Origin of the sequence: Bacillus sp. FSL R10-2780 (genome assembly GCF_038006125.1) — a bacterium.
In the GTDB taxonomy this organism is placed as follows: Bacteria; Bacillota; Bacilli; order Bacillales; family Bacillaceae_G; genus Bacillus_A; species Bacillus_A cereus_U.
This window is the reverse complement of the sequence record NZ_JBBOUQ010000001.1, coordinates 2,584,206-2,596,989: the sequence shown is the minus strand read 5'-3', so window position 1 is coordinate 2,596,989 and position 12,784 is coordinate 2,584,206. Positions and strand designations below refer to the sequence as shown.

Below are 12,784 nucleotides of genomic sequence, written 5' to 3'. Positions count from 1 at the left end.
GACAATGCCGAGGAGGCATTGTCCTTTTTCTTATATTTCCATAATGATTGGTAAAATCATCGGACGACGTTTCGTTTTTTCGTATAGGAATGGTGCTAATGTGTCTGTAATCTCATTTTTAATTTCAGACCATTGTGTTGTTTTTCGCTCCATTACTTTTTCTAAATGTGTTGTAATTAATGTTTGAGCATCGTTGATTAAATCGCTGCTTTCACGCATATAAACGAAACCACGCGAGATGATATCAGGTCCTGCTGCAACTTTAAATTCTTTCATATCAATGCTTACAACTACAATAACGAGTCCTTCTTCAGAAAGAATGCGACGATCACGTAATACGATATTACCGATATCTCCAATACCATTTCCATCGATATAGACAGAGCCAGATGGGATTTTCCCAGCTACGCTTGCTTCATCAGAACGTAAAGCGAGAACATCCCCGTTATCCATAATGAAACAATTTTCTTCTGGAATACCACAATCATTCGCTAATTTCATATGCATACGTTGCATACGATATTCACCATGAATTGGCATGAAATATTTCGGCTTAATAAGACGTAGCATTAACTTTTGTTCTTCTTGTCCACCGTGTCCACTCGTATGAATATTTGAGAGTTTACCATGGATTACATCAGCGCCAGCGCGGTACAACATGTTAATTGTACGACTTACACTAATTGTATTGCCTGGGATTGGTGAAGAAGAGAAAACAACTGTATCGCCAGGGATAATTTGAATTTGACGATGTGTACCATTGGCAATACGTGAAAGTGCTGCCATCGGCTCCCCTTGACTACCTGTACATAACATAACAACTTTATTAGCTGGTAGGCGGTTTAGCTGAGATGTGTCTATGAATGTATCCTTTGGACACCGGATATAACCAAGGTTTTGTCCGATTTCAATAGCTGCTTCCATACTTCGACCGAATACAGCTACTTTACGATTGTTTTCAACAGCAGCCTCAACAACTTGTTGTAAGCGATGGATATTCGATGCAAAGGTTGCGAATATAATACGACCGTCTACTTTGCGGAATATATCTTGAATACTATCACCAACGCGGCGCTCAGACATCGTAAAGTTTGGCACTTCACTGTTTGTACTATCAGATAAGAGACAAAGTACACCGTCTTTTCCGATTTCGGCCATTTTTGTTAAATCTGCTGGCTCGCCTACTGGTGTGAAATCAAATTTAAAATCACCTGTATGAACGACTTGTCCTTGAGGTGTTTTCACAACAACTCCGTATGAATCCGGAATACTGTGAGTTGTACGGAAGAAGGAAACAGATGTCTTTTTAAATTTAATAACATCATCTTCTTGAATTTCATAAAGTTTTGCTTTACGAAGTAATCCGTGCTCTTCTAATTTGTTTTTTATTAGGGCAAGTGCTAATTTTCCACCGTAAATTGGAATGTTTACTTGACGTAATAGATAAGGAATTCCACCGATATGATCTTCGTGACCATGTGTAATGAATAATCCTTTAATTTTATCTTCGTTTCGCACAAAATAAGTGTAATCTGGTATTACATAATCGATCCCGAGGAGTTCGTCTTCTGGAAATTTAATTCCAGCGTCAATTATAATAATTTCATCTTGAAATTGAACAGCATATGTATTTTTACCGATTTCACCAAGACCACCGAGGGCAAAAACGGCAGCTTGATCATTTTTTAGGAATTTCATATGACTATACGATCTCCGCTAATATTAAATCAGCGTTTTGTTTTTCATATTCAAGATGAGCACCAGTAACAGACTGAACGAACTCGATATTATATGCGAACTTTTGTAATTTTTTACGAACATCCTTTTGAGACGTAGCCTCTAAATATAAAACTTTTGTATTTTCACGTACTGGGACCTCAGTTAATTTTTCTTGATAAAATACTTTAAAAATCATTGGGAAAACCTCTCCTTGTCTATGTTTTGCATTATCTGTTACTTATTATAAAGCAAACAGTCACGATTTTCATGTTTTTTCGAATGAGAATGAAGAAAAAGCCCGAAATGGGCACAATTTAAGCGATTGTCTTCTTACGGACTAAATCGTTTAAATAACGCTTGAGCTTTTTCTTCAGCATGATTACTCCTTCCTTTCCTTATTTTAAACATGCATATTACTAATGATAACTCCGTCTCCTATACAAGAAAGAAGATTAGAAGTGAATAGTGAATCTTGTTCTTTTTAGTATAGTGTAAGTTATCCTGTAGTAACGATTAGTAGCCGTTAGTTATAGATATAGTATGAGGAAGAATAGAAAAGAAAATTCATCCGAACAAGTATCCACATTTTTTTACTAATAGTATATGCACATTTCATAAATAAGGTCAGAAAGTGAACGCTTTCTTCACAGATGTTTAATATGTTATACTTTTTTTTGAAATTTGAAAAGTGATAATCAAAATAGGAATATAGAGTGCCAGAAAGGGTTTTGACAAATGAATGATAAAATTGTCTTTTTTGATATTGATGGAACATTATTAGATCATGATAAAAAAATTCCGCAATCTACAAGAGATGCAGTAAGAGATTTACAAGAAAAAGGTGTGCATGTAGCGATTGCGACAGGGCGTGCGCCATTTATGTTTGAAGATATTCGTGAGGAACTCAATATACATAATTATGTTAGTTTTAACGGACAGTATGTTGTATTTGAGGATGAGGTATTATTTAATAATCCATTACATTCTGATGCTCTACATAAGTTTACTCAGTTTGCAAAACAAGAAGGATATCCACTTGTATATCTTGACCATCAAGAAATGAGAGCGTCAGTGGAATATCATGATTATGTAAAAGAAGGTTTTGGAAGCTTACAATTCGAGCATCCGGCATATGAACCTGATTTTTATGAGAAACGTGATATTTATCAAACGCTTCTTTTTTGTGAAGTAAACGAAGAAGAAAAGTTTATTCATCATTATCCAGATTTTCATTTTATACGCTGGCATGCATATTCAATGGATATTATTCCTAATGGTGGTTCTAAGGCAAAAGGGATTGAGAAGTTTATTGAGAAAATAGGATTTAATCGTGAACAAGTATATGCATTTGGGGACGGATTAAATGATTTAGAAATGATTGAAGCAGTAGGAACGGGCATTGTGATGGGGAATGGTCATGAGGATTTGAAAAAACTTGCTAATTATGTGACAAAAGATGTTAATGAAGACGGTATTTATCACGGATTAAAGTGGGCTGGCTTGTTATAGGTAAGTGTGGAACCCATTTCATATAATAAAAAGGCGGAAGGTTAACTTCCGCCTTTTTACTATTATCGCTCGAGAGGTTTTGAATCATCGGGAGCCACAAATGGATTGTCTTTATTAATATGGTCATAGAACATAACACCGTTTAGATGGTCGATTTCATGTTGGAATACAATTGCTGGTAAACCTTTTAATCGCAGTTTTACGTCTTCACCGTTAATCGTTGTTGCCTTTACTGTAATTCTTGTGTAACGAGGGACATAACCAGCTACTTCACGGTCTACAGATAGACAGCCTTCACCATTTTGTAAATATGTACGTTCAACAGAATGACTAATGATTTTTGGGTTGAATAATGCGTAGCTATATAACGTATCGTTCGTATTAGTTACATGAACCGCAATCATTTTCTTTGAAATACCGATTTGCGGAGCCGCTAATCCGATTCCTGGGCGTAAATTATATTTTTCAGCCATTTCAGGGTCCTGGCTATTTATTACAAATTCAATCATTTCTTTAAGAGTATTTGTATCTTCTTCGCTAGCAGGTAAGGAGACCTCTTCTGCGACTTCGCGCAAAATAGGATTTCCTTCACGAATTACCTCATTCATTGTAAGCATATGTAATCTCTCCTTTCTTCTTTAGTCTACCAAAGGAGATAAAAAAAGTCATCGGCAAGTAAGGAAGAACTACTTGGAAACAAATCTTCTATAGATAAGTTATGTAATAAAAGAAAAGACGGCAAAGCCGTCTGTTTCTTTCCATAGTTGTTTCATTTTACATTAATTAGCGAATGCAAGCAGCACCAACGATAATTAAAAGGATAAACAACACAACGATTAAGGCGAAGCCGCGTCCAGATTCGCCACAAGAACCGCCATAACCGTAGGAAGGATATGAACAAGTTGTTGGATAGCAATATGAGTATCCGTACATGAGATGACCTCCTTTATCATTTCCCGCTAATACTGCGGTTACTATAATGTATGGAGGAATGATTAGAAATGTATAGGTATTTACCTATAAAAGGAAGAAGTGTTTGTATAATTTTATTGAGAAGAGAGAAAAACTAAAGAGAATTAAATCGTTTACATATTATTCTAAGAGAAAAAACAAGTTAAAAAGGGAATAATATAACAGTAGGTTATTGCTTACTAATACAGATGTGAAAAATAAAAACATGTTTGTGTAGAGGAAACCTGCATATTATTTATAAAAAAACGTATTCAAAGTAATTGACATCGTAATTAGAATAGTTGTAAACTAAAAAACGTGATCAAGATTGTATTAATATGTTTTTGAAAAAACATTAGTACAGATTGTTAGGTACACAAAATTATTCTCAACCGACAGACAAACTTGTTGGTTTACATTGTTGCGCTTTCAGTCTAGCTAATAGATAGTGAAAGCGTTTCAGAATATGGTTCAAGAGAGGAAGAGGTGAACGGAATGGGTACTAAAACAAAAAACACCCTATTTAATGTTGATGAGCAAATGAAAGCTATCGCAGCTCAATTTGAAACATTACAAATTTTAAATGAAAAAGGCGAAGTTGTGAATGAAGCAGCTATGCCTGAATTATCAGATGATCAATTAAAAGAGTTAATGCGCCGTATGGTGTATACTCGCGTACTAGATCAACGTTCTATTTCTTTAAACCGTCAAGGACGTTTAGGTTTCTACGCACCAACTGCTGGACAAGAGGCTTCTCAATTAGCAAGTCATTTCGCACTTGAAGCAGAAGATTTCATCTTACCAGGATATCGTGATGTTCCACAATTAGTGTGGCACGGTCTACCATTATATCAAGCATTCTTATTCTCTCGTGGACATTTCATGGGTAACCAAATGCCTGAGAATGTAAATGCACTTGCTCCACAAATCATTATCGGTGCGCAAATCATCCAAACTGCTGGTGTTGCGTTAGGTATGAAACTACGTGGTAAAAAATCTGTTGCAATTACTTACACTGGTGACGGTGGTGCTTCACAAGGTGACTTCTACGAAGGTATGAACTTTGCGGGTGCATTCAAAGCTCCAGCAATCTTCGTTGTACAAAATAACCGTTATGCAATCTCTACTCCAGTAGAAAAGCAATCTGCAGCTAAAACTGTAGCACAAAAAGCAGTAGCAGCAGGTATTTACGGAATTCAAGTAGACGGTATGGATCCATTAGCTGTATACGCAGCAACTGCATTCGCTCGTGAGCGCGCAGTAAACGGTGAAGGCCCTACTTTAATTGAGACTTTAACATTCCGTTATGGTCCACATACAATGGCTGGTGATGACCCAACTCGTTACCGTACAAAAGATATCGAAAACGAATGGGAACAAAAAGATCCAATCGTACGCTTCCGTGCATTCTTAGAAAACAAAGGCCTATGGTCTCAAGAAGTTGAAGAGAAAGTAATCGAAGAAGCAAAAGAAGATATCAAACAAGCAATTGCTAAGGCTGACCAAGCTCCAAAACAAAAAGTTACTGATTTAATGGAAATCATGTACGAAAAAATGCCTTACAACTTAGCTGAACAATATGAAATTTACAAAGAAAAGGAGTCGAAGTAAGCCATGGCTCAAATGACAATGATTCAAGCAATCACTGATGCTTTACGCGTTGAAATGAAAAATGATCCTAACGTACTTGTGTTTGGTGAAGACGTTGGTGTAAACGGCGGAGTATTCCGTGCTACTGAAGGTTTACAAGCTGAATTCGGTGAAGATCGTGTAATGGATACTCCACTTGCAGAGTCTGGTATTGGTGGACTTGCAGTTGGACTTGCACTTGAAGGCTTCCGTCCAGTTCCAGAAATCCAATTCTTCGGTTTCATTTATGAAGTAATGGATTCAGTTTCTGGTCAATTAGCTCGTATGCGTTACCGTTCTGGTGGACGTTGGACTGCTCCAGTAACAATTCGTTCTCCATTCGGTGGTGGCGTTCATACTCCAGAACTACATGCTGATAGCTTAGAAGGATTAGTGGCTCAACAACCTGGTCTAAAAGTTGTTATTCCATCTACTCCATACGATGCAAAAGGTCTTTTAATCTCTGCGATTCGTGACAACGATCCAGTTATCTACTTAGAGCATATGAAATTGTACCGTTCATTCCGTCAAGATGTACCAGAAGGCGATTACACAATTGATTTAGGTAAAGCTGATATCAAACGTGAAGGTACAGATGTATCTGTTATCGCTTATGGTGCTATGGTTCATGCTGCACTAAAAGCTGCTGAAGAACTTGAAAAAGAAGGTATCTCTTTAGAGGTTGTTGACTTACGTACAGTTCAACCATTAGATATCGAAACAATCATTGCTTCTGTTGAAAAAACAGGTCGCGTAGTTGTAGTTCAAGAAGCTCAAAAACAAGCTGGTATTGCAGCTAACGTTGTAGCGGAAATTAACGACCGTGCAATCTTAAACTTAGAAGCTCCAGTTGTTCGTGTTGCAGCTGCTGATACAGTATTCCCATTCTCTCAAGCTGAGAGCGTATGGTTACCAAACCATAAAGATATTGTTGAAGCTGTTAACAAAGTAATGAACTTCTAATTTTTAGTTTTTCATGTGCAAAAGAAATCAGCACATGCTGGTTTCTTTTGTACATATTCCATAATAATGAAATGAATCAGGGGGCTGAATTCCGTGGCATTTGAATTTAAACTACCAGATATCGGTGAAGGTATCCACGAAGGTGAAATCGTAAAATGGTTTATTAAACCAGGCGATGAAGTAAATGAAGACGATGTACTTCTTGAAGTGCAAAATGATAAAGCAGTAGTAGAAATCCCTTCTCCTGTTAAAGGTAAAGTACTTGAAGTACTTGTAGAAGAAGGAACAGTTGCAATAGTAGGAGATACATTAATTAAATTTGATGCTCCTGGATACGAAAACCTTAAATTTAAAGGTGACGATCATGATGAAGCTCCAAAAGCTGAAGAAGCAGCAGTAGAAGCTCCAGCAGCGGAAACTACTCCAGCAGCAACTGCAGAAGTAGTAAATGAGCGTGTAATCGCTATGCCATCTGTTCGTAAATATGCTCGTGAAAAAGGTGTAGATATTCATAAAGTAGCTGGTTCTGGTAAGAACGGCCGTGTTGTGAAAACTGACATCGATGCATTTGCAAATGGTGGACAAACTGTAGCAGCAACTGAGGCTCCAGCAGCAGTAGAAGCTACTCCAGCAGCAGCAGCGAAAGAAGAAGCACCAAAAGCACAACCAATCCCAGCTGGTGAATATCCAGAAACTCGTGAGAAAATGAGTGGTATCCGTAAAGCGATTGCGAAAGCAATGGTTAACTCTAAGCATACAGCTCCTCACGTAACATTAATGGACGAAGTAGATGTAACAGAACTTGTTGCTCACCGTAAGAAGTTCAAAGCTGTTGCAGCTGACAAAGGTATTAAATTAACTTACCTTCCATACGTTGTAAAAGCTTTAACATCTGCATTACGTGAATTCCCAATGTTGAATACTGCTTTAGACGATGCTTCTCAAGAAATCGTTCATAAACATTACTTCAACATCGGTATCGCAGCTGATACAGACAAAGGTCTATTAGTACCAGTTGTTAAAGATACAGATCGTAAATCTATCTTTACTATTTCTAACGAGATCAATGAACTTGCTGGTAAAGCACGTGACGGTCGTTTAGCTCCAACTGAAATGAAAGGTGCTTCTTGCACAATTACAAACATTGGTTCTGCAGGTGGACAATGGTTCACTCCAGTTATCAATCACCCAGAAGTAGCAATCCTTGGTATCGGCCGTATCGCTGAGAAACCAGTTGTGAAAAACGGTGAAATCGTTGCAGCTCCAGTATTAGCATTATCTCTAAGCTTTGACCATCGTTTAATTGACGGCGCAACTGCTCAAAAAGCATTAAACCAAATTAAACGTCTATTGAATGACCCACAATTATTAGTAATGGAGGCGTAATAACAATGGTAGTAGGAGATTTCCCAATTGAATTAGATACAGTCGTTGTTGGTGCAGGTCCTGGTGGATACGTTGCGGCAATTCGTGCAGCACAATTAGGTCAAAAGGTAGCAATCATTGAAAAAGCTAACCTGGGTGGTGTATGCTTAAACGTTGGATGTATTCCTTCAAAAGCGTTAATCAATGCAGGTCATCGTTATGAGAATGCTATGCATTCTGATGACATGGGTATCACTGCAGAGAACGTAAAAGTTGACTTTACAAAAGTTCAAGAATGGAAAAACGGCGTAGTTAAGAAATTAACTGGCGGTGTTGAAGGCCTTCTTAAAGGTAACAAAGTTGAAATCATTCGCGGTGAAGCTTACTTCGTAGATGCTAACACATTACGCGTAATGACTGAAGATGCAGCACAAACTTATACGTTTAAAAATGCTGTTCTTGCAACTGGTTCTACACCAATCGAAATTCCTGGATTCAAATACTCTAAACGTGTTATCAACTCTACAGGCGCTTTAAGCTTACCTGAAATTCCTAAAAAACTTGTTGTAATCGGCGGCGGTTACATCGGTATGGAATTAGGTACTGCATATGCTAACTTCGGTACAGAAGTTACTGTAGTAGAAGCTGGCGACGAAATCTTAGCTGGTTTCGAAAAAGCTATGAGCTCTGTTGTTAAACGTGCTCTACAGAAAAAAGGTAACGTAAATATCCATACAAAAGCTATGGCTAAAGGCGTTGAAGAAACAGAAACTGGCGTAAAAGTTAGCTTTGAAGTTAAAGGTGAAATCCAAACTGTAGAAGCAGATTACGTATTAGTAACTGTAGGTCGTCGTCCAAACACTCAAGAAATCGGTCTTGAGCAAGTTGGAATTAAAATGACTGACCGTGGCATCATCGAAATTGATGAGCAATGCCGTACAAATATTTCAAACATCTATGCAATCGGTGATATCGTTCCTGGACCACCATTAGCTCACAAAGCTTCTTACGAAGGTAAAGTAGCTGTTGAAGTAATTAGTGGCCATGCATCAGCAATCGATTACATCGGAATTCCTGCAGTATGCTTCACTGATCCAGAATTAGCATCTGTTGGTTACACTAAGAAACAAGCTGAAGAAGCAGGAATGACAGTAGCTGTATCTAAGTTCCCATTCGCTGCAAACGGTCGTGCGTTATCATTAAACAGCACTGACGGTTTCTTACAACTTGTAACACGTAAAGAAGATGGTCTTCTTGTAGGTGCACAAGTTGCAGGTACAGGTGCTTCTGATATTATCTCTGAGATTGGTTTAGCTATCGAAGCTGGAATGACAGCTGAAGATATCGCTCAAACAATCCATGCTCACCCAACATTAGGTGAAATCACAATGGAAGCAGCTGAAGTTGCTCTTGGAATGCCAATTCACATTGTAAAATAATTTAAGTAATGTAAATAACCCATCTCTTATTTAAAGAGATGGGTTATTTTTATTTTCATAAAATGACTTGCAAGGTCTTTATATGTACTTGTCGAATGAATATATAATACTTTAAATGAATCGTTAGAATATATGCCGTTGTATAATATGTAATTGATTCAAACTTAATCCCATATATTAATAAAATAGAGCATGTCAAAGGAGAAGGTTCCATGAAAATATTACATGTTATATTTTATCATTTTCTATTATGGATTGGTTTTTCCGTTGTATTAACATTATCGAATGGTGATAAGTTTCATTATAAAGTAATACTCTTTTTTGTATTTCTTTATTTAGCATATGTGATTGCATGTTTTCTATTACACGTAAGGAAGCAGGCTTTATTACTTACGTGTTCGAATTGTATACTCTTTTTAATTCTATTCTCTATTTTTAAAAATTAACGTTTATAGAAATACATTGTTCTTCCATTAAATAGTTGTAACTCTCCTTCTAATTTCTTCGCTAGAAAACGGCTAAATTCATTTGCTTTTCCTTTATCACCAAATGTTGCTGTAGTAGGTAAAGAAACCTGAATGAAAGATTGTTCCTTTTCTATTCCAATCCCCACATAAATAGAATCATATCGATCGTGACTTGATTGGAGTTTTAATGTTGTTGCTGATGTATCTAATATTTCATAAGGAAAAGCTGTATTTGTATAAGCATAATTAATTTGATCACCAGTCTTGGAAGTAACGGTTTTATAGTTATGAAAAAGGTGTTTTACATCTTCTATTGAAACAGATTGTTGATTAGATTTAGGTACAAGTGTGATAAAGGCGTGTTGCATACAAATTCCCCCCTAGTTTAGTAGAATAATATCATTCTACATCCTACTGAATTTTTTGACAATTAAAAGGAGTATTACTTTTTTTGTTTAATATATTATGAATAGGAAGTGTTATTTAGAAAGGTGGAAACTCATGTTTGAAAAATTGTATGATGAGCATGAAAGTGTGAAGGTACGATTTTTAGGATTTATGACGCATGATACACGTTATGATTTTGGAGTTATTTATACAAATATGTTTTTTGGAAAGCCACTTATTGTTTGTATGCAAACAGGGAGATCTACTTTGCTTGGGCGAGATGATGTAGAAAATGTTCCATATATACAAGAAACTTTTAAGTTAGGATCGGAAGAGGAGGCGGAAGAATTAGCTCAGTTTTTTAAATTTCTTGTTCCGTCTACTTCTTTGCATGCGGAGTATGAAGAATAATTAACAAGAAACAGTCGTATGTATGAAATATGGCTGTTTTTTTGTGTTAATATCGCATACTAATTTAATTTTAAAATATTTAATGTGTTATACTAAAAACCTATTGACGTAAAAAGTATAACATATTAAAATAAAGACAGAAAGTTAAGCGGTTACAAAAGTTTTTGGGATTATAAACTTAGGGGGAAATGAAAAATGGGAACAATCGTATGTCAAGATTGTGAAGGTACAATTGCACACTTCGAGGATGAGAAAGTAACGGTACTTTACGGGAAATGTGGATCTTGCGGATGTGAGCACACAGAACATACAAAAGCCCAATAATTGATAGGAAATGGACAACTAAAAGTTTTTAGGACCATAAACTTAGGGGGAAATGAAAAATGGGAACAATCGTATGCCAAGTTTGTGAAGGAACAATCGGACATTTTGAGGATGAGAAAACGACAGTACTTTATGGAAAATGTGGTTCAAATTGTGACTGTGCTAGTAGAGACAATGCGAAAGCTTAATCATATATAAGTAGATTATTCTTAAAACTCAGGGGGAAATGAAAATGGGAACAATCGTATGCCAAGTTTGTGAAGGAACAATCGGACATTTTGAGGATGAGAAAACGACAGTACTTTATGGAAAATGTGGTTCAAATTGTGACTGTGCTAGTAGAGACAATGCGAAAGCTTAATCATATATAAGTAGATTATTCTTAAAACTCAGGGGGAAATGAAAATGGGAACAATCGTATGCCAAGTTTGTGAAGGAACAATCGGACATTTTGAAGATGAAAAATCAACAGTACTTTATGGGAAATGTGGATCTCATTGCGAATGTGACCATACAGAACATACAAAAGCTTAATAATTAAGAAAAAACGCCTACACATGTAGGCGTTTTTTTAATAGATTGTAGTTGTATGTCCGACTGTTGCAACGATTGCATCATCTCTAATAGGAATAAATCCTATTGATGTTTGTGGCGTGTTAGGAGAGGCATATTGACTCATCATACGGCTATCAATACGAGTAATAAAATCGGTTAAATAAGCTGAAATAAAAGCATAAGGAATCCTTCGTTCATTCAATGAATAAATAATTTCCTCTTTCGTTTTTACGCCTACGCCATGTCCGTAAAAAAAGAAGTTTCCTAGATAGATTGTATTTTCTCCTTGCCACTCAATAGTAGCTGGATTAACTTGTGGGTTTTTAAAGTAAACGAGGTCACCTGGAACGATATCGCCACTCGTTTTTGTTATGAGCTTTAAGTCGCGATCGTAGTCCCATGTATAAAGTAAGAGGTTTACGAATAGACGGTTGAAAGTTTTTTCCTCATATAATGATAGTAATGCTTTGTAAAAAATAATAATCATTGCGGTGGCACATTCAGTTCCATATAGTTTTCCATTTTTAAAAATATCTTGGATGGCAATAGAGGATGGTACGTTTGGGAGTAGTTGAAATCCGCCAAGTGATGTTCTTTCCCAAAACTGAGGGTTGCAAAAAGATTGTTGAAATGTACGAAACTGAAAGCCACTTTGAAAAAGTTCTAGCGCGGAAGTAATAATATTAACTCGTAAATTAAGATCAAAGCTGAGTTCATCGGCTGTTCGGAAGGAATGAACTTCTTGATTTCCAGCCATTATGGATAAAATCTGTTGTTTTTCAGCTGCAAATGGCTCATATTCATTTGTGATATAAGGGTGTACAATAGAACGGCCTATCACAATCATAATGGTATCCCCACCTATACGTTACAGATTTCGCGATACGGGAAATCCCATATTGGACTTTAGTCCGCCTTTAAGCATAGGATGAAAGTATCGCTTTTTCATAGAAAAACATTTATATTTTGGTATACGTTAACTATCGACAAGTACAAGTCTTTAAAACGCCAATGTGTTCCTTGAATAAAAGATATCATATGGAGTTCGATATCCGAATTCAAGCA

At 36.5% G+C, this 12,784-nt stretch carries 17 protein-coding genes; 11 read left to right on the top strand and 6 right to left on the bottom strand.

What is annotated here, in order from left to right; genetic code table 11:
* Positions 1 to 30: 30 nt before the first annotated feature.
* Together rnjA and NSQ47_RS13400 are read right to left on the bottom strand one after the other, a co-directional pair.
* Positions 31 to 1,698, bottom strand: coding sequence for a ribonuclease J1 (gene rnjA / locus NSQ47_RS13405; protein ID WP_016106048.1), 1,668 nt, complete (start codon positions 1,696 to 1,698; stop codon positions 31 to 33).
* Positions 1,699 to 1,702: 4 nt separating this feature from the next.
* Positions 1,703 to 1,915 (bottom strand): DNA-dependent RNA polymerase subunit epsilon, encoded by a 213-nt coding sequence (locus tag NSQ47_RS13400; RefSeq protein ID WP_000576437.1) that lies wholly within the window; start codon positions 1,913 to 1,915, stop codon positions 1,703 to 1,705.
* A gap of 539 nt (positions 1,916 to 2,454) precedes the next feature.
* On the opposite strand from NSQ47_RS13400, the gene NSQ47_RS13395 reads away from it, so the two are divergent.
* The gene (locus NSQ47_RS13395) at positions 2,455 to 3,228 is read left to right on the top strand and encodes a Cof-type HAD-IIB family hydrolase (protein WP_341037133.1); all 774 of its coding nucleotides are present in this window, start codon (positions 2,455 to 2,457) and stop codon (positions 3,226 to 3,228) included.
* Between the two features lie 62 nt (positions 3,229 to 3,290).
* Here the strand turns inward: NSQ47_RS13395 and def are convergent, their stop codons facing one another.
* Both def and NSQ47_RS13385 read right to left on the bottom strand, forming a co-directional pair.
* On the bottom strand, positions 3,291 to 3,845 hold the full coding sequence (def, locus tag NSQ47_RS13390; RefSeq protein ID WP_204208366.1) for a peptide deformylase: 555 nt from the start codon (positions 3,843 to 3,845) through the stop codon (positions 3,291 to 3,293).
* 166 nt (positions 3,846 to 4,011) lie between these two features.
* On the bottom strand, positions 4,012 to 4,161 hold the full coding sequence (locus NSQ47_RS13385) for a YjcZ family sporulation protein (RefSeq protein ID WP_002160675.1): 150 nt from the start codon (positions 4,159 to 4,161) through the stop codon (positions 4,012 to 4,014).
* Positions 4,162 to 4,674: 513 nt separating this feature from the next.
* Between NSQ47_RS13385 and pdhA the strand changes: the two genes are divergently transcribed.
* The 5 genes from pdhA (at position 4,675) to NSQ47_RS13360 (ending at position 10,021) form a co-directional block, all read left to right on the top strand.
* Entirely contained in the window at positions 4,675 to 5,790 is a 1,116-nt protein-coding gene (gene pdhA, locus NSQ47_RS13380) for a pyruvate dehydrogenase E1 component subunit alpha (RefSeq protein WP_002160676.1), read from the top strand.
* Between the two features lie 3 nt (positions 5,791 to 5,793).
* Positions 5,794 to 6,771 (top strand): pyruvate dehydrogenase complex E1 component subunit beta, encoded by a 978-nt coding sequence (pdhB, locus tag NSQ47_RS13375; RefSeq protein ID WP_000068162.1) that lies wholly within the window; start codon positions 5,794 to 5,796, stop codon positions 6,769 to 6,771.
* A 93-nt stretch (positions 6,772 to 6,864) separates the two neighbouring features.
* Positions 6,865 to 8,157, top strand: a complete 1,293-nt coding sequence (pdhC, locus tag NSQ47_RS13370; RefSeq protein ID WP_002033838.1) for a pyruvate dehydrogenase complex dihydrolipoyllysine-residue acetyltransferase — start codon at positions 6,865 to 6,867, stop codon at positions 8,155 to 8,157.
* 5 nt (positions 8,158 to 8,162) lie between these two features.
* A complete protein-coding gene (gene lpdA / locus NSQ47_RS13365) occupies positions 8,163 to 9,575 on the top strand; it encodes a dihydrolipoyl dehydrogenase (RefSeq protein ID WP_002145997.1) in 1,413 nt (470 codons plus the stop codon).
* A 212-nt stretch (positions 9,576 to 9,787) separates the two neighbouring features.
* Positions 9,788 to 10,021, top strand: coding sequence for a hypothetical protein (locus NSQ47_RS13360; RefSeq protein WP_341037131.1), 234 nt, complete (start codon positions 9,788 to 9,790; stop codon positions 10,019 to 10,021).
* On the opposite strand, the gene NSQ47_RS13355 is transcribed toward NSQ47_RS13360, so the two are convergent.
* Positions 10,018 to 10,410, bottom strand: a complete 393-nt coding sequence (locus NSQ47_RS13355) for a DUF1885 family protein (protein ID WP_002014853.1) — start codon at positions 10,408 to 10,410, stop codon at positions 10,018 to 10,020. The two genes, NSQ47_RS13360 and NSQ47_RS13355, sit on opposite strands and share 4 nt — an antisense overlap.
* A 133-nt stretch (positions 10,411 to 10,543) precedes the next feature.
* On the opposite strand from NSQ47_RS13355, the gene NSQ47_RS13350 reads away from it, so the two are divergent.
* From NSQ47_RS13350 to NSQ47_RS13330, 5 genes are all read left to right on the top strand, one after another.
* Positions 10,544 to 10,840 carry a DUF3055 domain-containing protein gene (locus tag NSQ47_RS13350; RefSeq protein WP_000462037.1) on the top strand — a complete coding sequence of 99 codons (297 nt, stop codon included), beginning with the start codon at positions 10,544 to 10,546 and terminating at the stop codon, positions 10,838 to 10,840.
* Between the two features lie 195 nt (positions 10,841 to 11,035).
* Positions 11,036 to 11,164, top strand: a complete 129-nt coding sequence (locus tag NSQ47_RS13345) for a GapA-binding peptide SR1P (protein WP_002111499.1) — start codon at positions 11,036 to 11,038, stop codon at positions 11,162 to 11,164.
* 59 nt (positions 11,165 to 11,223) lie between these two features.
* Positions 11,224 to 11,352: a GapA-binding peptide SR1P gene (locus NSQ47_RS13340; protein WP_002033839.1), complete on the top strand. Its 129-nt coding sequence runs from the start codon at positions 11,224 to 11,226 to the stop codon at positions 11,350 to 11,352.
* 44 nt (positions 11,353 to 11,396) lie between these two features.
* Positions 11,397 to 11,525, top strand: a complete 129-nt coding sequence (locus tag NSQ47_RS13335; RefSeq protein WP_002033839.1) for a GapA-binding peptide SR1P — start codon at positions 11,397 to 11,399, stop codon at positions 11,523 to 11,525.
* Positions 11,526 to 11,569: 44 nt separating this feature from the next.
* The gene (locus NSQ47_RS13330) at positions 11,570 to 11,698 is read left to right on the top strand and encodes a GapA-binding peptide SR1P (RefSeq protein ID WP_002111497.1); all 129 of its coding nucleotides are present in this window, start codon (positions 11,570 to 11,572) and stop codon (positions 11,696 to 11,698) included.
* Between the two features lie 37 nt (positions 11,699 to 11,735).
* Here NSQ47_RS13330 and NSQ47_RS13325 read toward each other — a convergent pair whose 3' ends face one another.
* Positions 11,736 to 12,566 (bottom strand): protein-glutamine gamma-glutamyltransferase, encoded by an 831-nt coding sequence (locus NSQ47_RS13325; protein ID WP_341037129.1) that lies wholly within the window; start codon positions 12,564 to 12,566, stop codon positions 11,736 to 11,738.
* Between the last annotated feature and the right edge of the window lie 218 nt (positions 12,567 to 12,784).